Below are 21786 nucleotides of genomic sequence, written 5' to 3' on the forward strand. Positions count from 1 at the left end.
AATGTATAGTAGAGTATAATCGATAGTCAATCGTTTAGTTTATCCTTTGTTATGTGAGCTTAAAGGTATGGTACAAAACTCTTAGCATACTCAGCAACAGCCTCTTGACAGAAGTCGGCTTCCTGGCGGATAGATGGCAGTCGGCGCAAACCTGTATACTTGATAATGAAGTCTTCGGATGTCTGGTTCTCCTCGCCATTGAAAATAATGCCCGCCACCGGCACTTTGCGGTAACGCAACACTTCTGCTGTGAGCAAGGTATGGTTAATGCTGCCGAGGTAGTTTCTGGAAACCAGAATCACTTCCAATCCCAGTTGCTGCACCAGGTCCAGCACCAGGTAGCGCTTGTTCAAGGGCACCATCAAACCGCCCGCACCTTCTACGATCAGGTTGTTCTGGGTTTCGGGTAGCTTCAATCCGTGCACGTCGATCTCTATACCTTCAGCGGCTGCCGCTTTGTGCGGAGAGGCGGCCATCTTGAGGCGGTAGGCTTCGGGATGAAATACGGATTTTTCATTTGAAATAAGACTCTTAACCGTATCTGTATCGGTAAAGTCCAGACCGCCCGCCTGTACGGGTTTCCAGTAGTCAGCTTGCAGGGCTTCGGTTAGAATGGCTGCGGCAACTGTTTTGCCAACGTCCGTTCCGATGCCTGTTACAAAATATCTTTTCATGTACCTTTCGCTATGGCCTGCACGAGGCCGTCAATTTCTTCTTCACTATTATAAGCATGCACGATCACGCGGAGCCGCTCTGTACCAATGGGAACAGTAGGGGGCATCACGGGGCGCACATCAAATCCTGCTTGTTGCAGTGCAGCCGCCAACGCCTTGAGCTGCCGGGGCTGTTGCGGGAAAACAGATAGAATTACACTGTCTTCCGGGGTGCAGCGTATGCCGCTAAGTTTGTTCAGTTTTTGGTACAGTCGGGTCGCGAGTTGCTGCACGCGCTCACGCTCAGGCTTGAGCTCGGGCAACAGGGTATAAGCGCACTTCAGGGTCACCAGCGCATGCGTCGGCAATCCTGTCGTGTATATAAATGCTCTACTGTAATTTATCAAAAAGTCGCGTAACACCTGGGGGCCAACCACAGCTGCCCCGTGACTGCCCATGGCTTTGCCGTAGGTGATCACTTGCGCAAATACCTGGTCCTGCAGTCCAAGTGCCACTGTTAATCCTTCGCCGTTCGGTCCGTACAAACCTACGGCATGGGCCTCGTCTACAATCAAGGCGGCTCCTTGTTCCTCACATACCTGAGCCAGTTCTTTTAACGGAGCTTTGTCGCCATCCATAGAGTAGACCGACTCTACCACCACGTATACCTGACCGGTTGCATGCTTCAGCTTCTGCCGCAAATCCTTCACGTTGTTGTGGCGAAATGCATAAGTTTTGGCAAAGCTCAGCCGTAGGCCGTCTTTCATGGAGGCATGGCTGGCCTCGTCATAAAATACAGTATCGCCACGCTGCGGCAATGCAGACAACAGGCCCACGTTAGCCGTATACCCTGAGTTGAAAAGCAAAGCTGCCTCTCCCTTGTGGTAGGACGCAATGATACCTTCCAGCTCTTCGAAGAGGCCATGGTTGCCCGATAGCAGTCGGGAGCCCGTTGCTCCCAATGGTAAATGTCTATAGTGCTCCTCTTCCTTGTGGATAAGCGCCCGCAATTTCTCACTGCGAGCAAGGCCGAGGTAATCGTTGGAACAAAAGTCAATCAGTCCGGCAGTGATTTTGAGCGTTCGCAGGGTATCCTGTGCCGCTCTATCCGCCAGCTTCTGCCGTAGTTTATTTTTCAGGACATCAGACATGGATTAGAACTCAGTTTTCTGATTTCAATATAGGGTTAATGTCTTGATGCCTCTGCTATTTGGAGATTGAAATGATGTAATCTCCTGATGAATCATCCCCCTACCCCCTTCAAAGGGGGACTTTTCTCAATGCGTACTCTAATAATGATTTACGCATATTGAGTGTCCCCCTTTGAAGGGGGCAGGGGGATGATAATCATTCACAGAAAAGCTATTGCTCTATTTACAGGGGTTTTGCCGAACAGTCTTCAGCCAAACGGCTAGCAAACGTGCTGTGCTTCTTCCTTGAAGGATTTTCTTGGGGTCAGACCCAAGAGGTCGAACATGGCTTTGTCGGCGTCAAAATCCGGGTTTGGCGTTGTCAGAAGCTTTTCGCCTGTGAAGATGGAGTTCGCACCAGCAAGGAAACAAAGGGCCTGATCGGTTACGCTCATGCGCTCACGGCCAGCTGACAGGCGTACCATGGTTTTCGGCATCAGGATACGAGCGGTCGCAATCATACGCACCATTTCCCAAACGGTAACCAAAGGTTGGTTTTCCAGTGGTGTGCCTTTTACAGGAACCAATGCATTTACCGGCACTGACTCTGGGTGCTGCACCAGGGTAGACAAGGTGTGGAGCATGCCGATGCGGTCTTCGTCTGTTTCGCCCAAACCGATAATGCCACCCGAGCAAACCGATATACCAGCCTTGCGCACGTTCTCAATCGTGTCGAGACGGTCGTCGTAGGTGCGGGTCGTGATGATATTGGAGTAGTTCTCCTCAGATGTATCGAGGTTGTGGTTGTAGGCGTACAGGCCGGCTTCTTTCAGCTTCTCAGCCTGGTACTCGTTTACCATACCTAAGGTACAGCAAACTTCCAGGCCCATCTCGTTCACGCCTTTCACCATGTCAAGCACTTTGTCGAAGTCGCGGTTGTCGCGCACTTCACGCCAGGCAGCACCCATGCAGAAACGGGTAGAACCACCGTCTTTGGCACGCTGTGCAGCCGTGAGTACTTGGTCCTGGCTTAACAGTTTGTGCACATCCACACCCGTATGAAAACGAGCTGCCTGCGGACAGTAAGAACAATCTTCAGGGCAACCGCCGGTTTTTACTGACAACAAAGTACATACCTGCACTTCACCAGTGGCTTGATGCTGTTTATGCACGTTAGCTGCTTCTACGATTAGCTCTAATACTGGCTTGTAGTAAATCGCTTTGATTTCATCTAGCGTCCAGTTGTTTCGAATCTCTGTATTTAGTCCGTCTTGCGTCATTTCACTCGGGTTTGGATTACGAAGGTAATTTGAAGATTTAGGAATAAAAAATCAAGGATGGGGGTAGTTTTGGTGGATAACTTGTTAACTTATTCAGCAACTGACCTATTTGTGTGGAAAAAATGGTTTGTTAATTTGTTGGGAAGCTGAGTTTGACTCCTTTGCGACGCTATGGCTTTGCGGGTTTATTTGGCAGGAAGCATAAGCATTGGGGATGTCGATGATGCATGCGGTAACTGAATACCTGATTTTACGGTATATCTGAATCTGTATTTTGTACCCACATTTTCTGGTTTGTTGATATATGCATTTAACCTCTACTCCTCCTACCATTACCCCCTTTTTGCTTTCTCCTGAAAATGTACTTCGCAAGCTCGCTGTAGTCATCTTTGTCCTGCTTGTAGCTGATATAGCAGGCATTCTGCTAGAAAGTGTTTTTGCATACGAATCCCGGTTGACCAGGCTTTTGGTGCATTACTTTAATTTCAATGGCGAGAGCAACGTCCCTGCTTTTTTCTCTTCGGTCATGTTGTTAACCGCAAGCGGTCTGCTTTTCTTGCTTCACCGGCAGCTCAAAAACGCACAAAAGGAGGGGTATACGCGCCACTGGTTCATCCTGGGCTGCATTTTCCTGTTTATGGCTATTGACGAAAACGTACAGCTGCACGAACGGGTGGCGGATTTTGTGCGTCCACGTCTGGTAACAGATTTGTCTGGTCTGCTACATTGGGCATGGGTGGTACCCTACAGTGTGCTGACCCTCGCGGTAGTGGCTTACTTTTTGGGTTTTGTGCTCCGCCTGCCGAACTATACCCGCAATCTGATTATACTGGCTGGAGCTCTGTTTGTGGGCGGTGCGCTGGGGCTGGAGTTTTTTGAAGGCTATCTCTATAAGCGTTACGGACTTGATCACCTCTACAACCGCATCCTCTATTGCCTGGAAGAACTGATGGAGATGTCGGGTGTGGCGCTATTCATTTACGCCCTACTCGACTACTTGGCCAGGTATAGCACCCAGGTGGTTTTTGTATCCAAAGACAGAGACGTATAATATTCGTAACTTTGCCGGCGCCCGGGTAGGTTGCCCGCCGCTTCATTTCTGAATTTATGTCATTTTCGTCACTGGGCCTTTCGGCACCACTTCTTCGTTCCATCACAGCGCAAGGTTACACCGCTCCTTATCCTATACAGACACAGGCTATACCTGCAATCCTGAAAGGGAAGGACCTGTTAGGTATAGCCCAGACGGGTTCCGGCAAGACCGCCAGTTTCGCACTGCCAATTTTGGAGGCATACCAAAAGAAGCAGGCCGGTCGAAACCGCTATGTACGTACACTGGTGCTGGTACCAACCAGGGAACTTGCCGTTCAGATCGAAGAGGTGTTCCGGGCTTTCGGAAAAGAACTTGACAGACCGGTAAAAACACTGGCAGTGTATGGGGGCATTTCCATCAACCCGCAGATGATGAAAATGAGCGGGACGGATGTGCTTGTCGCTACCCCCGGCCGTCTCCTTGACCTGATCGAACATAAGGCAGTGCATCTATCGGAAGTGGAAACGCTGGTGCTGGATGAAGCGGATAAAATGCTGAATCTGGGTTTTCAGGAGGAAGTTAATAAGTTGCTAGGCATGATGCCTACCCGTCGGCAGAACCTGTTATTCTCGGCTACGCTGAGTCAGGATGTAGAAGATTTGATCAGTAAGCTATTAACTGACCCTGTACGGGTAACAGTACAGGAGGAAGCTACAGTGCCGGAACTGATCAAGCAAGTGGCTTACCAGGTGGATCCTGAAAAGAAGGGACCTTTGCTACGTTATTTGATCAGACAGTACGACATGCAACAGGTGCTGGTGTTTGCCTCGTCTATTCGCACGGCCGATAATGTGGTGGGGAAACTCAAGAAGCATGGGATAGAAGCTGCTGCTTTTCACGGTGACAAAAGCCAGGGGGGCAGAACAGAAGCGCTTCGTCAGTTCAAAGCCGGTAAGCTTCGTGTGCTGGTAGCCACTGACCTTGCCTCCCGCGGTATAGACATCAAGTTTCTGCCTTACGTGGTCAACTATGAACTGCCTCGCTCCCCCAAAGACTACGTGCACCGAATAGGCCGCACAGGTCGCGCCGAAGCATCCGGAGAAGCTATATCCCTGATCACGCCGGAAGACGCTCACCACTTCAAGATCATCCAGAAGAAAATGGGAGTAAGAGTTGAGATTCTACCTACCGACGATATTGACCTGCAGGGGCAATAATCTGTAAAATACGCGTGAAAGGTCGCAAGCTTGTTGGACCTTTCACGCGTACACTAGAACGTATTCAGGTTATTTCTTTTTCAATAAGTGACCCAAATCTCCCGCTCTGAACCAACGGTAGCCATAGGCGTCCAGTGTGATATAATGCTTGCCCTTGTCATCAGCCTTGCTTTCGTAGTTCACCATCAGGTCGACTAGCTTGTGCTCTTTTTCCTTTTCATCGTTCTTTTTCCTTTTAAGATCGAGCACTACTTCATGTGCTTTCTCGTCAAAGTTATGCATGATGATCAACGAACTACCTTGCCAGCTGTAGTGGATGCAAAGCACTTTTGGTTTGTTCGTTTTCAAAATCTGCCAATCACCAAAACCGATCTCCGTGCACTCCTGCCTTAATCGGATTAGGGCCGTCATCCAGTTAAGAAGCGATTCAGGCTCACGGCGCTGGTTTTCGACGTTCACATGATGGTAGGAATAAGGGCCTTTGTCTATCACAGGATGCACTAGCTTATCAGCTGTAGAAAACCCCGCCTGATGGTCGTCCGTCCACTGCATAGGGGTGCGCACGGCATCACGTTCATTCAGGCTCAGGTCATCGCCCATCCCTATCTCGTCGCCGTAGCGGATCACCGGGGTACCCGGAAGGGAGAACATCAGACTATAAGCCAGTTCACTTTGCTGACGATTCCCCAGCATGGTAGAAAGCCGTCGGCGTATACCTCGACCGTAGAGTTGCATATTTTCTTCCGGAGCAAAGCGTGCAAATACTTTTTCGCGCTGCTCGTCTGTCAGACGGCCCAGATCCAGTTCATCGTGGTTGCGCAGGAAGTGTGCCCATTGCACGGTGGGCATGTGGGTGCGGGTATCTTCCAAGGCATCTATCAGCGGTTCTATTTCGCCTGTTGCAAGGGCGTAAAACAGATGCTGGTTTACATAAAAGTTGAACATCATCTGAATGCCGTCGCCATTGTCGCCGAAGTATTTTTTGGTTTCCTCAGGTAACACATTGGCTTCACCGAGCAAGATCGCATCGCCCTGTCGCCACTGCAGGAAGCGACGCATGTCTTTTAAATAATCGAAATTCAGTGCATGGTTATCCGACCCTGGCTCAGGTGACTCGATCATGAAAGGAACGGCATCCACCCGAAACCCGCATACGCCTAATTGCAACCAGAAACCCATGATGCGCTGTATCTCTTCACGCACCTTCGGGTTGTCCATGTTCAGGTCAGGCTGGAATTCATAGAAGCGATGGAAATACCAGGACTTGGCTTTCTTGTCATAGGTCCAGGTGGAGTCTTGCACACCCGGAAACACCATGCCCTCATCCCAGTCAGAAGGCTTCTTCTTGGACCAGACATACCAGTCGCGGTGCTCAGCGTCTTCGCTGCTGCGGGCATCCTGAAACCAGGGGTGCTGGTCGGAGGTATGGTTCACCACCAAATCGATGATAACCTTGATGCCACGCTTGTTGGCCTGGTGCATGAACTCAACAAAGTCGCCGCTGGAGCCATGCCGTTGATCTACGCCGTAGTAGTCACAGACGTCATAGCCATTGTCCTTATTCGGGGAAGGCTGAAAGGGGGCAAGCCAGACGCAGTCAATGCCCATGGCGTTGAGGTAATCGAGGCGGCGGGCCAGACCAGCAAAGTCGCCCACGCCGTCGCCGTTCAGGTCCATGAATGTTTCAAGATCGAGACTATAGATGATGGCATTTTTGTACCAGAGCTCTTCCAGCATAGCGAATCGGTTTTTTGTTGGTTAAAACTTGATTCGTCTATACGGGAGAATGTAGGCAAAAGTCGGAGGGAGGCGTGAACGGAAGGGCCGCTCAATACATATTTCGGCTTAACCAGTCGTCGTAGCGCATTTCAAATTTGACTTCGGAGTTGCCGTGTATACCTGTTTCGCGCCAACCCTGGCGACGGTAAAACTGCTCGGCTCTTGTGCCGGGGTCTGTACCCAGCCAGATGGTTTCTTTGGTTTGCAGGAAATACCAGTCCAGCATCATGCGATGCAGTTGTTTGCCTATACCTTGCCCTTCGTACTCCGGCAGAAGGAACAGCGCCCAAACATTGTTCTCCTCCATGTCAACAATCGAAAAGCCCACCACTTGCCCATCTGTTTCGCATACCCAGCCTTTGCCGCGCTCCGTCAGGTATAGCGCACAGAGTTCATTTGTTACCAGTGTCGGGTCGGAGAGAATGTTCTCTTTAACAGAATGGCGGATGATCTGGAGTTGCGGGATGTCGTCGGGTGAGGCTTCGCGGAATGTCATGGTTGTTTCAGGTATAGGCTGCAGTTTAGGAGCTTGACAATAAACAAAAAATCCCCCACTCTCTCAAGGGGGGATTTTGCTATACCTTCGTGAATCCTACTTCTCCTTCTCCTCTACAACTTCACCGTTGCGGTAGAGGCGGGTCTTGTATACCTTGCCTTCGTCGTTGTGATACTTCCAGGTGCCGGTCGCTCTGTTGTTGCGGTGTTGGCCGGTCACTTCCACTTTGCCGTCCTCGAAGTACTGCTTGTAAGCTCCGAAGCGTAAACCGTCTTTGTAGCTGGTTTCAGACTTCAGCTTGCCACTTTCATAGAACTCCTGACTGCTCACGATTTTACCGCTGTTGTTTTTGTCGTACTTATATTTTTCCTTGACCTGTCCACTTTCATAATAGACCAGTCGCTCTCCGGTTAACTTGTCCGCGTTATATGTTTCCGCAGTGTGCACTTTCTTTCCGGGAGCATCATAATAAGTTTTCCAGTTGCCTTGTCGCAATTTGGCTTTGTGCTGCGTTTCCGCTTTCAGGTTACCTGATGGATAGTAGGTACTCTCTTTGCGGTCGTCGCCTTTCTTGCTGTAAGTTCCTTCTTCTTTTAACGTACCGGAAGGATAGTACAGCCTGATTTTGCTGTCTTCCGCGTTGTTGCTGTAGTTGCCTTCCTCTTTCAGGGTGCCGTCCTCATAATAGACCTGGGATAGACCATGCAGATTGCCGTTGCGGTAAGTAGCTATGCCACGCGTAGATCCGTTTTCGAAATAGGACTTGGATGGACCGTGCATTTTACCAGCCATGAAACTGCCCTCCGTGCTCAGCTTGCCACTGCGGTAATAGCTCTTGAAAGAACCATTGCGTTGGCCTGCCACATTGATCACTTCCGTTTCGAGTTGCCCGTTGTCATAATAGGTTTTGTAGGAGCCTTCCAACATGCCATTGCTGTAGGTCGCCTCGGTTTCCAGGTTGCCGTTCTCATAATAAGTTTTAGCCGGACCGTTCTGCTTACTGTTTCTGTAAGTAATTTCAGACTTGGGTTTGCCATTCGGATAAAATTCCCGCACCAGCCCTTCGGGGAAACCATTCACAAAAGAAGTTTCCTTGCGCACTTTACCGTCAGCATAGAAAGTCTTGAACACATCGCTCTGCTGGTCTTTGTCATAACTGCCTTCTTGCAACAAACGACCGTCAGGATGGAAGGCTTTGAAAGGCCCCTGCTTCTGGTCCTGCACATAGGTGACCTGCATGCGGGGCTGTCCGTTTTGATAGAACTCTGTGAACACACTGTCCTTCTTACCCTCCACGAATTTGGCAAAAGCCTCCCGCTCACCGGTAGGGTAGAAGCGGTTGTAATAGCCTACAATAGCTGAGTCAGCCGTCATGTAATAGACCTCTTTGATGGCGTATGCGGAGCCCTCATGGTAAGTCACCACCTTGCGGGCCTGTCCATAAGCGGCTGCACTAGTGAATAAACCAACAAGCAAGATTGAAAGCAATTTCGACATAGGTACTAATTTCTGTCTATTGAATTTGAACAAGGTATAAGCATAGGCAGGTGAAGAATTCAAAGCAGATCTCTTTGCCGGATCACCTGGTTTATACCTTTTTTTTGGTGATCTCTTTTGCCACTAGTTTCATAAACGGGTCGGTGTCTCTCACGTATTGCCGGGCCAGTTCCACTGCCTTGGCATGATTAACTTTGCTCAAACTCAGCAAGGCGCGTCTGATCACATACTTGTCCTCCTCACTATTGATCAGGTGCAGTAGCATCTTTTCGCGACCCTCCACATCTTCGTTTCCAAGCAGTTCAGCCATTTGCCACCTGGCTTGTGGCTGGTTTGAAAAAACACCCTTCCGTACAAACCGGAGCTTATTCTCCAATTTCTCCTCCACGCTTTTCAGCACCTCGCCAGCTTCGTTGTCAATGGCCAGCGCATACACCAGTAACTGCGCCAGATCATGATTAAATTCCCTGTTGAGCTCCTCCAGCGCTTCATTGGCTGATTTATAGAGTGCGTCCCATTCGGGATACTCGGCTTCCCACTCTCCTAAACCTCTGTTTTCGTTATAAGTATCGGGCGTCATACCGGCCCATTCCCAGAACTTAGCTAGTTCGGTTTCTAGTGACATATGTGCTTCAAATTGGATAAACACCAAAAGTATGGCAAACAGTTTAATATACAGCCAAGGTATAAAAAAGAAGCCCTACGTATTAACGTAAGGCTTCCTGCAAAAAATATACCGCAAAGCGGAGATTACATTTTCTCGATCACAAGGGCAGAGGCACCGCCGCCGCCGTTGCAAATACCGGTTACACCGATCTTGCCGCCTTTTTTATCCAGCACGTTGCAAAGAGTCGTTACGATACGGGCTCCGGAAGCGCCAAGTGGGTGACCCAACGATACAGCACCACCGAATACGTTTACGTTGCCGCCTTCCAGACCCAGTTTTTGGTTGTTAGCGATCGATACTACCGAAAAGGCTTCGTTGATCTCGTAGAAGTCCACTTCCTCAGGCGATACACCAGCGTTTTTCAAAGCCTTAGGTATAGCCAGTGAAGGCGTCGTTGTAAACCAGATCGGATCCTGCTCCGCGTCAGCGAAACCACGGATTTTCGCGATTGGCTTCACACCCAGTTCTTCTGCTTTCTCTTTGCTCATTAGCAACAAGGCTGCAGCACCGTCATTCAGGGTAGAGGCGTTAGCAGCCGTTACCGTACCGGCTTTGTCAAACACAGGGCGCAGGCCAGCGATCTTGTCGAAGCTTACTTTCTTGTATTCTTCATCTTCAGAAACTACGATTGGGTCTTTGCCGCGCTGCGGAATCTCCACAGGCACGATTTCGTCCTTCATCATGCCAGCCTCAGCGGCTTCGGCAGATTTCTTGTAAGAGCTGATCGCGTATTCGTCCTGCATTTCGCGGGTGATCTTCATCTCACGGGCTGTGTTTTCAGCGGCGTTACCCATGTGGAAGTCATTGTAAACATCCCACAGGCCGTCTTTCATAAGACCGTCGATCATCTGACCATGTCCCAATTTCGCACCGAAACGGGCTTTATCCAAGTAATAAGGCACATTCGACATGCTCTCCATTCCACCTGCCACGATCACGTCTTTGTGACCCAGCATGATGGCTTGTGCCGCATACATGATCGCCTTCGTGCCTGAAGCACATACCTTATTAATAGTCGTACACTCTACTTCATAACCCAGGCCCGCTTTTACAGCAGCCTGACGGGCAGGAGCCTGTCCCACGTTAGCAGAAAGCACGTTGCCCATGATCACTTCCTGTACTAAGCTTTTGTCTACACCGGCTTTTTCCAGTGCGCCTTTAATAGCGGCTGCACCTAGTTCCGTGGCAGAAAGGCTGGCTAGCGCGCCGCCAAAGCTTCCGATCGGGGTACGTACAGCCGAAATGATATATACTTCTTTAGTTTGCATAAAATTGTGTCTAATAGTTTTATTCAGTGTGAAATTATCAGGATTAAGCCGGAAAACCAAACAATCGTTAGGTAAAAGGCTTGCTCATGGTTTAATGTTTTAATTGTTAAACTGTTAAGCCAGTTGAGAAGGGTTGTGCAGCATCTAAATGTTTGAGTGGAACTATCTGCCTTTAAACCTTTCTTATAGTTTTGTCTCTAAAGGGTATAACGCGCATGGGCGCAAAAAAATTTGTACATTTAGAGAACTAACCAAAACGCTAATCCAAAGCTTACCTATCTGCAATGAAGAAATTCTTATTGTTGATGGCGCTGTTCGGGACCGGCCTTAGTCAGGCAGAGGCACAGCAGCAAGCCACCAAAAAACCACTCACTCACGACGTATACGACAGTTGGAAAGGCGTAGCCGGAGACAAGATCTCCAACAATGGCCAATACGTGCTTTTCAACGTTGATCCGCAGGAAGGCGATGGCGCCCTGTACATCCGGAACTATGCCAATAGGGCTATGCAAGAGTTTGCCCGAGGTACCAAGGCAGAGTTTACGAACGACAGCCGCTACGCAGTTTTCCAGATCAAGCCGGAGTATAACAAGGTACGTGCGCTCAAGCTGAAGAAAAAGAAAGGCGACGATCTACCGAAAGACTCACTGGCGATTGTGGCGCTGGAGAACATGAACGTGGTGAAACTGCCGCGTGTGAAATCCTACAAATTGCCGAAGGAGGGGAACAATTGGGTAGCTTATCAACTGGAAAAACCACTTCCTGCTAAAAAAGAAACGGCCAGGAAAGAGGAGCCGAAAAAAGAAGGCCTCGAAATACCGGAAGCACCAAAAACAGTTGAAGCCAAAACTGAGCCTGCTAAAACAGCTGCCGCAAAGCCTGCTGCTAAGCCGAAGCAGAAGAAGTCAGAAGGGACGGAGTTGGTGCTTCGCAACCTACAAAACGGACAGGAACACCGCTTCAACCGTGTAGTAGACTACATGTTCTCTGAAAAGGGTAACATGCTCTACTTTGTGAAGGATGAACTCGACTCGCTGCATACGGCTGGGGTATATGCTTTCAACACAGTTGATCTTAAAGTAATGCCGATCGACACAGGTAAGGTGACCTACAAAGGCATCAGCACCGACAAGGCGGGCGAGCAACTAGCTTACGTAGCGACCACTGACACGGTGGGAGCGGAGCTGCGCTACTTCAACCTCTACCACTGGAATAGAAAAGACAACAAAGCAGTGACGCTGGCCGATACCATTACCAAAGGGATGCCAACGGCCTGGATGGTGAGCGAGCACGGCACCCTGCGCTTCTCAGAAGACGGCAAGCGTTTGTTCTTCGGTACTTTCCCGCGCCCGACCCGCTTCGAAAAAGACACTACGAAACTCGAAGAGGAGAAAGTAAGCCTCGATATCTGGTCTTACAAAGATCCGCTGATCCAGCCGATGCAGCTTAAGCAGTTAAGCCGAGACCAGAAGCGCTCTTTCTTGGCCATGTACGACCTGCGTGGCAAGAAAATGCAGCAGCTCGCCACCCTCGAAATGCCCGACGTATACCTGGACGCCTACGGACAGTCGGATGTAGCCCTGGCGGTAAGCGACGAGAAGTATAAAGTAACCATCGGATATGACACGCCAACCCGCAAAGATGCCTACCTGATCGATCTGAAGAAAGGAACAGCAAAACAAATTCTGAAAGAAACAAGAGGGTACCCACGCCTGTCGCCACAGGGGCAATATGTGTACTGGTACGAACCAACCGACAGCAGCTGGCATGCCATGACTACCAAAGGCGGCGCCAACATCAATCTGACCAAGCGCATCGGCTTGCCTTTCTATGAAGAAGACAACGATGTGCCTGCGCTACCGAGTTCTTACGGCGAGGCTGGCTGGGTAGAGAAAGATAATGCCTTTCTGGTATACGACCGTTTCGATATCTGGAAACTGGACCCAAGCGGCAAAAAAGCCCCTGAGAACCTGACAGACAAGTATGGACGCAACAACAAACTGCGCCTGCGCTACGAGCAACTCGACAACGAAGAGAAGTTTATACCTGCCGACGCCACGCTATACCTGAGCGCCTTTAATTATACTGACAAGTCATCCGGCTTCTTCCGTGACCATGTAAGCAAATCGATGCAGCCGGAGAAACTGGTGATGACACCACATTCCTATGCAGCCTTCCGTAAGGCTAAGAACAGTGATCGTACCACTTTCCGCCGTGGTTCTTTCCGGGAGTACAATGACCTCTATACCTCTGATCTGAGCTTTGCCAATGTTGAGAAATTGAGCAACGCCAATCCGCAGATGAACGAGTACCTGTGGGGCAGTGTGGAGTTGGTAAGCTGGAAGTCGACGGACGGTATACCTTTGGAAGGCCTCCTGTACAAGCCGGAGAACTTTGATCCGAAAAAGAAATACCCGATGCTGGTGTACTTCTACGAGCGCTCTTCTGATGGCATTCACAACCACCGCGTGCCGGCCCCGAGTGCCTCTACTATCAACATCCCATACTTTGTAAGCAACGACTACCTGGTGTTCGTGCCGGACATTGTGTATACCGAAGGCTATCCAGGTGAGAGTGCCATGGACTGCATTATACCTGGTGTGCAGCGTATTGTAGCTCAGGGCTTCGTGGACGACAAGAACATGGCCTTGCAGGGACAGAGCTGGGGCGGTTACCAGATAGCCTACATGGTGACGCGCACGAATCTGTTCAAAGCGGCCATGGCTGGTGCACCGGTGTCGAACATGACGAGTGCTTATGGTGGTATCCGCTGGGGCACAGGGCTGAGCCGTCAGTTCCAGTACGAGCGCACCCAGAGCCGCATTGGCGGTACGCTGTGGGAGAAGCCGATGCAGTTTATCGAGAACTCACCACTCTTCTTTGCCGACCGCGTGAAGACGCCATTGCTGATCATGCACAATGACCAGGACGGGGCTGTGCCGTGGTACCAAGGCATCGAGTTCTTTATGGCGCTGCGCCGTCTCGACAAACCTGTTTGGATGCTGGTGTATAATGGCGAAGACCATAACCTGATGCAGCGCAAAAACCGCAAAGACCTTTCGGTGCGCATGTCACAGTTCTTTGACCACTACCTGAAAGGCGCTCCGGCTCCGAAGTGGATGGACCAAGGTGTTCCGACTTTGCTTAAAGGCAAGGATTATGGCTTTGAACTGACTGAGCCGCAGGTTTCTTCTGCACCGAAGGAGTAGTTGCGATAAATAGCAACAAAAAGGGGAGCAGCCAGCTGGCTGCTCCCCTTTTTGTTTTAAAAGTCAGGCAGGTTATTTCCCCTTTTTTCCATTGTTCATCACTTTGATCGCTCCACAGGCCACAGGTAGTGTTGGCCAGTACTCACCGTCCACAGTCATGCCATGTAGTACAATTACATTATTCTGAAGTGGCAGTAAGGCTGCAGAGACCTCGAAAGTCTGCTTATAATCAATAGTGCCATCAGGTGCGGTTGAGAACGGCTCAAGCGGAAGAAGTACTGGACCATAGAATGGCAAACCTTCTCCTAGCTCAATTAAACCATCGCCATCCGTATCAGCTGACATAGGTGGACAGACAGCATTTTTGTTATTATCCACAAAGCCGTGAATGTGCTGCGGGTGTACCATACCTGGCTCCAGGCCACTTGCCATGATGTGCACTGTTACCATGTTGCCTTCCAGCGTCAAAGTAGCTGTACCCATCACACCAGAATCATTCAGAGACATCAAGTCAGCAGTATAAGTTTTGTTGAGGTTGAAAGAATTGTTTCTGTGAGCTTCCTGTAAGTTAGCAGATTGTAATGCGGCGTCAGGCGCTACTTCAGCTTGCTCGCAGGCGTTGAAAGTAAAGACTATAGCGGCTGCTGCTACATAAGTGGATGTTTTTTGGATTAGTTTTTTCATAATTTTTTATAATTTTTTTAATGTGACATACATACGATACATAATCAGTGAACTGAAATAATGTTTGTTGATTATGGGTAAACATGCTTAAAATTAGTGTGAGCGTATCAGAATAACTGGTGAATGGAAAATCCATGCCTTTGCTAAATATAATATACTGAGTTTATTATATTGTAAAAAATATATGTGGCTTCTTCAGTTAAGGCCTAGGCTTAAAAGCAGTGTGACAGGGTTTGTAATAATATGCTAAAATGAACTGAGATAGGATTATTCTTTTAACCAAGCAGTTTGCAACGATCTTGATTCGATAAGATATGCCGGTAGTTCCAGGTACTTGGTTTCGTTTTGTTAAAATTCAATAAAAACTTGCATTTGATATAGTCATTACTTAGCTTCAATTATCTATTAACTAAAGAAATAGAAGCTTGAAACGTCGCGATTTTATGTACCTGGCAGGTATGGGCGCTGGTGCGCTGATGCTGCCCATACCTGTAATGGGAAATCATGTGCCACCAGAAGTCCTTTTAGGTCAAATGGACGTGGCCTTGAAGAAAGAACTGGCTGATGTAGCCCTGAATTCAGCTCGCTCCAGTGGCGCGACTTATGCCGATATTCGCATTGGGCGCTACCTCAACCAGTTTGTGATCACCCGTGATAATAAGGTGGAGAATACAGTGAATACCGAGTCCTATGGGGCAGGTATACGTGTGATTGCCGACGGGGCCTGGGGCTTTGTCGCAGCTGATAACATCACGAAAGACAACATAGCCAACATGGCAAAACAGGCCGTCGCCATTGCCAAAGCCAACGCTAAACTTCTGGAAGAACCAGTTGTGCTGGCGCCGCAGCAAGGGTATGGCGAGGTAAGCTGGAAAACTCCGATTGAGAAAAACGCGTTGGCTATACCTATCAAAGAGAAAGCTGACCTGTTGCTGGCCGCTAATGATGCTGCCATGAAGAGTGGGGCCAACTACATGAACTCTCTTCTCTTCATCGTGAACGAACAGAAGTATTTTGCCTCTACTGATGGCTCATATATCGATCAGGATGTGCACCGCATCTGGCCAGTCTTCACCGCTACGGCCATTGACCCGGCCACAGGCAAGTTCGAGACACGGCAGTCGCTGAGTGCGCCGATGGGCATGGGCTATGAATACCTCGATGGTCGCAAAGAAAGCAAAATTGCCAGTGTGACGACACTCTACGGCAAGCACTACGACATACTGGAAGACGCCACCGCAGCTGGCAAACAAGCAGTCGAAAAACTGAAAGCTAAATCGGTGGAGGCAGGCAAGTATGACCTTGTGCTCGATCCTTCGCACCTCTGGCTTACCATACACGAGTCGGTAGGTCACCCGCTGGAGCTGGACCGCGTGTTAGGCTACGAAGCCAACTTTGCCGGCACCTCTTTTGCCACGCTGGACAAATGGAAATCCAAGAACTTCAAATACGGATCAGACAGGGTACACCTATTTGCGGATAAGACACAGCCGGGCTCACTCGGGGCTGTCGGGTATGATGACGAGGGCGTGAAGACCAAGCAATGGGATCTGGTGAAAGACGGTATACTGGTGAACTATCAGGCAACCCGAGACCAAGCGCACATTATCGGTGAGAAGGAATCGCATGGTTGCTGTTACGCCGACAGCTGGAGCTCGGTACAGTTTCAGCGCATGCCAAACGTGTCATTGGCAGCTGGCAAGACACCGCTCAGCGTGCAGGACATGATCAAAGATGTGAAGAAAGGCATCTACATCATCGGGGATGGTTCCTTTTCGATAGACCAGCAGCGCTATAACTTCCAGTTCGGCGGGCAGCTTTTCTATGAGATCAAAGACGGACAGATTGCCGGTCAGCTCCGCGATGTGGCTTACCAGAGCAATACACAGGAATTCTGGAATTCCTGCACTGCCATCTGCGACGAACGCGACTACCGACTAGGCGGTTCCTTCTTCGACGGGAAAGGCCAGCCGATGCAGTCAAGCGCCGTATCCCACGGCAGCTCCACTACCCGCTTCAACGGCGTGAACGTGATCAATACGGCTAGAAAAATCTGACAAGTTTAGGAGTTGGGGAGTTTAGAAGTAAACGAAGGGAGAGTGGTGACATGAAGATGGTGGAAACACTTGCCAAGTTTTATGAAAGTTCTCTCACCTTTCTAACTTCCAGCCTTTCTAATTACATAACTCTCAAACTCCTGAACTCTCCAACTCTTTAACTCAAGAAATTATGATATTCACAGAACAACAGGCAAGGGAGATCATGCAGAAGGTGCTGCAGTTTTCCAAAGCGGATGAATGCGTTGTAAACCTGCAGGGAAGCAATAGCGGCAATATCCGGTATGCAAACAATGCCGTGTCGACAAGCGGCGAGAACAGCACTACCAGCCTTGTGGTTACTTCTGCCTTTGGCAAGAAAACAGGTATAGCGACCATCAATGAGTTTGATGATGCCTCACTGGAGAAGGTGGTACGCCGATCGGAAGAACTAGCTCAGCTGGCACCCGAAAACCCGGAGTACATGCCGATACTGGGTCCTCAAAAATACCGCAGCTCCAACGCTTTTTTTAAGAGCACCGCTGATTTCTCTCCTCAACAGCGGGCGGAAGCAGCGGCGGCCAGCATACTGCCTGCCCGAGAGCGCAAACTGAAGGCCGCTGGCTACCTGCAGCACAACGCCGGCTTCCAGGCCATGCTCAATTCCAAAGGACTGTTTGCCTACCATCCGAGCACCGATGTGGAATTCTCGGTGACGGTGCGCAACGAGGCAGGCACAGGCTCCGGCTACGCCTCCCGCGGGTATAACGACATCACGAAACTAAACACAGCCACGGCCTCCAAAATTGCCATGGACAAGGCAGAAGGTTCTGCCAAAGCAGTAGCCATCGAGCCGGGCAAGTATACCGTGATACTGGAACCTGCAGCTGTGGCGGTGCTCCTGGAGAATATGTTCTTCAACATGGATGCCCGCAACGCCGATGAAGGCCGCAGCTTTATGAGCAAGCAGGGCGGCAAGACCAAGATAGGGGAAAAGCTGGTGGATGCGAAGGTGAACATTTACTCAGACCCTAGCCATCCAGAATTGCCGACCGCTACCTGGAGTGGTGACGGCAGACCCCTGGAGAAAACACATTGGATTGAGAACGGGGTATTGAAGAACTTATATGCGTCGCGTTACTGGGCAGAGAACAAAGGGGCGAAATCGATTCCGATGCCAAACAACGCGATCATGGAAGGAGGGAAGGCATCGCTCGATGAAATGATCAAAAACACAAAACGCGGCATCCTGGTTACGCGTCTGTGGTACATCCGCTCCGTGGATCCGCAGACACTCTTACTGACAGGCCTCACACGGGATGGTACCTTTTTGATCGAGAACGGGAAAATAAAACACCCGGTTAAGAACTTCCGCTTCAATGAGAGTCCGATCATTATGCTGAACAACCTGGAGGAAATGGGGCGTCCGGAAAGGGTGGTGAGTGGCGAGTCGAACGTGAATTACATTCTGCCGCCGCTTAAGGTACGTGACTTTACGTTCAGCAGTCTCTCAGACGCTGTGTAAATGGAACAGGACGTATTTTAAGGTGCCTTTTAACTGATAATATTAAAACCGCTTCGGTCAATCCGGGCGGTTTTTACTTTATACCTACTGGTAGTTTTCCAGGCTTTCCCACGGCTGCGCAGTACGCATAAACTGTCCGGTTCCAAATGCCACTTCCTTGCCGCGATCATTATACAAGGTTGCCTCCGCTATGAACAGATTTTTAGCGATAGAACGCACTGTGCCAACCGCTCGCAAGGTGCCACTATTCACAGGTCTTATCAAATTGATCTGGAAAGAGGAGGTAACGATAAACACATCCGTTACAAGCGAGGCAACAGCAAAGTAGGCGGCATCGTCGAGCAGCTTAAAGTAAGTAGCGCCGTGTATCGCCTGTGCACCGTGAAAGTACTTTGGGTCAACAGGAAGGGTGATTTCCGATTTGCTATGCGAAACCGTAATCGTACTGCCATGGAACAATTGCTGCACATTGGCGCTCAGGTATAGCTTCTCGAGTTTTCGGTAATGCTCTTCTGTTTTAATCGACATAAGGCGTTTATTTTAGGTGCAAGTATACGCAATGGTGCTCAGGTGATTGCGCTTTCGTAGCAGAAAGAAAAGAAAGGGATTGTAGGAATGTTAGTATATTGGCGAGGTGTATGATGCCGCAAGAACGAAGCAGTTCAGCTGCCATCAAAACCGTTACATATGCATTAAACGATAGCATTTCAAACAAAATACTATGTCAGAAGAATTAAAGCAGTGCCCTAAATGTAGCTCACCTTACGGCTACGCGATGAGCGATGAATTATACGCTTGCCCTGAATGTGGCAACGAATGGAATCCGAACGAAGTGGAAGAAGAGGCAGGCTTGAAAGTCGTAGATGCGAACGGCAACGTACTTCAGGATGGGGATACGGTTGTGGTCATCAAAGATCTGCCTGTGAAAGGAGCTCCCAAACCTGTGAAAGCTGGTACCAAAGTGAAGAATATACGCTTGACCGACGGAGACCATAACATCGACTGTAAGATCGACGGCTTTGGCTCTATGGGGCTTAAATCTGAGTTTGTGCGAAAGGCATAAATAAGAGGTATTCCTTCATACTTCTCCCTCTTTCTATGGTCGATATCTTCACTGAAATAATCATCAACAGACCGCTGACAGAAGTTTCGGCTTATGCTGCTGATCCGGATAATGCGCCTGTATGGTATGATAACATAAAGACGGTGGAATGGAAGTCACCGAAGCCTTTGGGAATTGGTTCGCAGGTAGCTTTCGTCGCTCACTTTTTGGGAAAAAAGCTTGCCTATACCTACGAGATCGTGGAGTATATCCCTGGTCAAAAACTGGTGATGCGAACTGCTGAAGGGCCCTTTCCGATGGAAACAACCTATACCTGGAATGCGATTGATGCGGGTAGCACACAGATGACCTTGCGCAATGCCGGTCAGCCTTCAGGTTTCTCAAAAGTATTCGCTCCCTTTATGGCTGGCATGATGCGAAAAGCCAATAACAAGGATCTGAAAAAGCTGAAAGATATACTGGAACACAATTAACCTATCATCTTCTGTAAGACAATGAATTATCCTTACAGCCCCGGCATCAATCACATAGAGTTCTGGGTAAAAGACCTGGCTGAATCGGTGCGTTTCTATGGGGAGCTATTTCCGATGATTGGCTGGTATGCGCTCAACGAAACTTCTTTTAGCTGTGGCCAGCACGAAATCTATTTTAAGCAAATGCCAGTTGCATTTTGTGATAGCCTGGGTGTGCGGCATATTTGTTTTCACGCAACTAGCCGGGAGGTGGTTGACCAGGTAGGACAGTGGCTGCGCCTGCAGAAAGCAGATATCATTCGCGGTCCACAGGAGATGCCGCAGTATAGCGCAGGGTATTACACGATCGATTTTCGTGACCCAAATGGTTTCGTATTGGAAGTAGCATTTACTCCTGACGCCAAGCTTTAAAGAACGCGAATCAAGCGCATAAAAAAACAAAGGCAGCTAATACTAGCTGCCCGTTTTCATAGTTATATTTTGTGCTATGAATTCATTATACTCCTATTCCAAAACTATGTTGTGGCAGGGGCATAAATTCCTGTTGACGTGCACTTTTGCTTAGCAAATACTGCCTGATTTAAGGTAGCACCACCGATGCCATACGCAGTTCTTTTACACGGTCTTCAAAGTACTCCGCAGGTTTCCCTTCGCCAAGTATAGACACACTGCCGAATAGGTCTGTCAGCTCTTGGCTATGCTCCGCTTTCTGACCTTTGCGAATGTCGATGTAAGCAAAGCGCGTCCAGATCACTGAGATGATCGCGCCTGTTTCCGGATCGACCATCTGACCTTCCATCATAAGGTCCGAACCGCTATACCAGCGCAAACAGGTTTTGATCGTCACCGTTTCCATGAACTTCACTTCACGCAGGTAAGCGATCTGATTGGACGCAACTACCCAAGCTTTACCGGTCTTTTTTCCCATGGCATAAATATCGAGACCATAATTGTCGCGCAACTGATCTTCACGGGCATTCAGGTAGTAGTCAATGTAACGTCCGTTGTTCAGGTGACCGAATGGGTCGCAGTCCTCGAAGCGAATCAAGGCTTTACTTTCCAGTATTTTGCTATACTCTTTTTCCATCATATTAAATTTTTAAAAAAGACCGATTGGTTTATTTTAGATCAAAAAAAATCAGGTTTTCAAGTCAGACTCGAGCATATGCTCCAGTTGTGATATAACTGTATTAAGGTATTTATTGTCGCCGTAGGCTTTCGAAAGCATGATGCCACCTTCCACCATACTCACAAACAGAATAGAAAATCTGTGAGCATCCGTTTCACGCTTGAATTCACCTCTCTCTATACCTTGCAGCACAATATTAGCGACAGCTTTATGTAGCCTGTTGAGCACTTTGACAACACTTGCTCTTAGCAGTGGATTGGTATCATCGGCTTCAACTGCCGTATTCAAAACCGGGCATCCGCCTTGTACAGGAGGCGAAAATAGGTAGGTTTTGTAAAATTGAAGAATTGCTTTCAGCTTATCGGAGGCACTTTCTTTACTGGTTATTCGCTCCCCGATCATGCGGGTGATAATGCCAGCCGCGTGTTCAAAAGCTGCCAGGGCAATCTCCTCTTTGCTATCAAAATGCCCGTAAATTCCTCCTTTTGTCAATCCGGAAGCGGCCATAATGTCCTGCATCGACGTGCCGGCATACCCCTTCTGATTAAACAGAGGGGCTGATCGCTCTATGATAAGCTGGCGTGTACGTTCTGCTTTAGATAAGACTGTATCCATGATTACTAGATGATTACGCAAAATAAACCAAT

The 21786-nt window shown here is 49.1% G+C and carries 20 protein-coding genes; 8 read left to right on the forward strand and 12 right to left on the reverse strand.

All coding sequences use genetic code 11. The features are described 5' to 3' along the window. Positions 1-59: 59 nt before the first annotated feature. From bioD to bioB, 3 genes are all read right to left on the reverse strand, one after another. The gene (gene bioD, locus AC5FX6_RS00035) at positions 60-674 is read right to left on the reverse strand and encodes a dethiobiotin synthase (protein ID WP_196115501.1); all 615 of its coding nucleotides are present in this window, start codon (positions 672-674) and stop codon (positions 60-62) included. Continuing rightward, positions 671-1804 (reverse strand): aminotransferase class I/II-fold pyridoxal phosphate-dependent enzyme, encoded by a 1134-nt coding sequence (locus tag AC5FX6_RS00040; RefSeq protein WP_493594981.1) that lies wholly within the window; start codon positions 1802-1804, stop codon positions 671-673. The genes bioD and AC5FX6_RS00040 overlap by 4 nt, the downstream gene beginning before the upstream one ends. Positions 1805-2064: 260 nt before the next feature. Continuing rightward, complete coding sequence (gene bioB, locus AC5FX6_RS00045; protein WP_493594982.1) at positions 2065-3063, reverse strand: biotin synthase BioB; 999 nt, start codon at positions 3061-3063, stop codon at positions 2065-2067. A 304-nt stretch (positions 3064-3367) separates the two neighbouring features. Between bioB and AC5FX6_RS00050 the strand changes: the two genes are divergently transcribed. Together AC5FX6_RS00050 and AC5FX6_RS00055 are read left to right on the forward strand one after the other, a co-directional pair. After that, positions 3368-4114: a DUF8692 domain-containing protein gene (locus AC5FX6_RS00050; RefSeq protein WP_493594983.1), complete on the forward strand. Its 747-nt coding sequence runs from the start codon at positions 3368-3370 to the stop codon at positions 4112-4114. Positions 4115-4170: 56 nt separating this feature from the next. After that, a complete protein-coding gene (locus AC5FX6_RS00055; RefSeq protein WP_493594984.1) occupies positions 4171-5313 on the forward strand; it encodes a DEAD/DEAH box helicase in 1143 nt (380 codons plus the stop codon). A gap of 69 nt (positions 5314-5382) precedes the next feature. Here the strand turns inward: AC5FX6_RS00055 and AC5FX6_RS00060 are convergent, their stop codons facing one another. The 5 genes from AC5FX6_RS00060 to AC5FX6_RS00080 all read right to left on the reverse strand — a co-directional run bounded on the left by AC5FX6_RS00060 (position 5383) and on the right by AC5FX6_RS00080 (position 11020). Further along, positions 5383-7050, reverse strand: a complete 1668-nt coding sequence (locus tag AC5FX6_RS00060; RefSeq protein ID WP_493594985.1) for an alpha-amylase family protein — start codon at positions 7048-7050, stop codon at positions 5383-5385. 91 nt (positions 7051-7141) lie between these two features. Continuing rightward, on the reverse strand, positions 7142-7588 hold the full coding sequence (locus AC5FX6_RS00065; protein ID WP_493594986.1) for a GNAT family N-acetyltransferase: 447 nt from the start codon (positions 7586-7588) through the stop codon (positions 7142-7144). Positions 7589-7684: 96 nt separating this feature from the next. Then, on the reverse strand, positions 7685-9085 hold the full coding sequence (locus tag AC5FX6_RS00070; protein ID WP_493594987.1) for a toxin-antitoxin system YwqK family antitoxin: 1401 nt from the start codon (positions 9083-9085) through the stop codon (positions 7685-7687). Positions 9086-9176: 91 nt separating this feature from the next. Further along, positions 9177-9710: a HEAT repeat domain-containing protein gene (locus tag AC5FX6_RS00075; protein WP_493594988.1), complete on the reverse strand. Its 534-nt coding sequence runs from the start codon at positions 9708-9710 to the stop codon at positions 9177-9179. A gap of 125 nt (positions 9711-9835) precedes the next feature. After that, positions 9836-11020, reverse strand: coding sequence for an acetyl-CoA C-acyltransferase (locus tag AC5FX6_RS00080; RefSeq protein WP_493594989.1), 1185 nt, complete (start codon positions 11018-11020; stop codon positions 9836-9838). 284 nt (positions 11021-11304) lie between these two features. Between AC5FX6_RS00080 and AC5FX6_RS00085 the strand changes: the two genes are divergently transcribed. After that, positions 11305-14229 (forward strand): S9 family peptidase, encoded by a 2925-nt coding sequence (locus AC5FX6_RS00085; RefSeq protein ID WP_493594990.1) that lies wholly within the window; start codon positions 11305-11307, stop codon positions 14227-14229. Positions 14230-14301: 72 nt separating this feature from the next. Here the strand turns inward: AC5FX6_RS00085 and AC5FX6_RS00090 are convergent, their stop codons facing one another. Further along, entirely contained in the window at positions 14302-14913 is a 612-nt protein-coding gene (locus AC5FX6_RS00090) for a hypothetical protein (RefSeq protein WP_493594991.1), read from the reverse strand. A gap of 425 nt (positions 14914-15338) precedes the next feature. Here AC5FX6_RS00090 and AC5FX6_RS00095 point away from each other — a divergent pair, with 425 nt between their 5' ends. Further along, entirely contained in the window at positions 15339-16970 is a 1632-nt protein-coding gene (locus AC5FX6_RS00095) for a TldD/PmbA family protein (RefSeq protein WP_493594992.1), read from the forward strand. Positions 16971-17142: 172 nt separating this feature from the next. Continuing rightward, complete coding sequence (locus AC5FX6_RS00100; protein ID WP_493594993.1) at positions 17143-18474, forward strand: TldD/PmbA family protein; 1332 nt, start codon at positions 17143-17145, stop codon at positions 18472-18474. A gap of 84 nt (positions 18475-18558) precedes the next feature. Here the strand turns inward: AC5FX6_RS00100 and AC5FX6_RS00105 are convergent, their stop codons facing one another. Continuing rightward, positions 18559-19002 carry a PaaI family thioesterase gene (locus AC5FX6_RS00105; protein WP_493594994.1) on the reverse strand — a complete coding sequence of 148 codons (444 nt, stop codon included), beginning with the start codon at positions 19000-19002 and terminating at the stop codon, positions 18559-18561. Between the two features lie 193 nt (positions 19003-19195). On the opposite strand from AC5FX6_RS00105, the gene AC5FX6_RS00110 reads away from it, so the two are divergent. From AC5FX6_RS00110 to AC5FX6_RS00120, 3 genes are read left to right on the forward strand one after another with little or no spacing between them, the layout of a single operon-like run. After that, positions 19196-19537, forward strand: a complete 342-nt coding sequence (locus AC5FX6_RS00110) for a zinc ribbon domain-containing protein YjdM (protein ID WP_493594995.1) — start codon at positions 19196-19198, stop codon at positions 19535-19537. Between the two features lie 35 nt (positions 19538-19572). Then, the gene (locus AC5FX6_RS00115; protein WP_493594996.1) at positions 19573-20010 is read left to right on the forward strand and encodes an SRPBCC family protein; all 438 of its coding nucleotides are present in this window, start codon (positions 19573-19575) and stop codon (positions 20008-20010) included. Between the two features lie 21 nt (positions 20011-20031). After that, positions 20032-20421: a VOC family protein gene (locus tag AC5FX6_RS00120; protein ID WP_493594997.1), complete on the forward strand. Its 390-nt coding sequence runs from the start codon at positions 20032-20034 to the stop codon at positions 20419-20421. Positions 20422-20590: 169 nt separating this feature from the next. On the opposite strand, the gene AC5FX6_RS00125 is transcribed toward AC5FX6_RS00120, so the two are convergent. Further along, entirely contained in the window at positions 20591-21100 is a 510-nt protein-coding gene (locus AC5FX6_RS00125) for an acyl-CoA thioesterase (RefSeq protein WP_493594998.1), read from the reverse strand. Between the two features lie 48 nt (positions 21101-21148). Next, positions 21149-21754, reverse strand: coding sequence for a TetR/AcrR family transcriptional regulator (locus AC5FX6_RS00130; RefSeq protein WP_493594999.1), 606 nt, complete (start codon positions 21752-21754; stop codon positions 21149-21151). Positions 21755-21786: the final 32 nt, after the last annotated feature.

The sequence above is a fragment of the Pontibacter sp. LHS2 genome, from assembly GCF_058932845.1.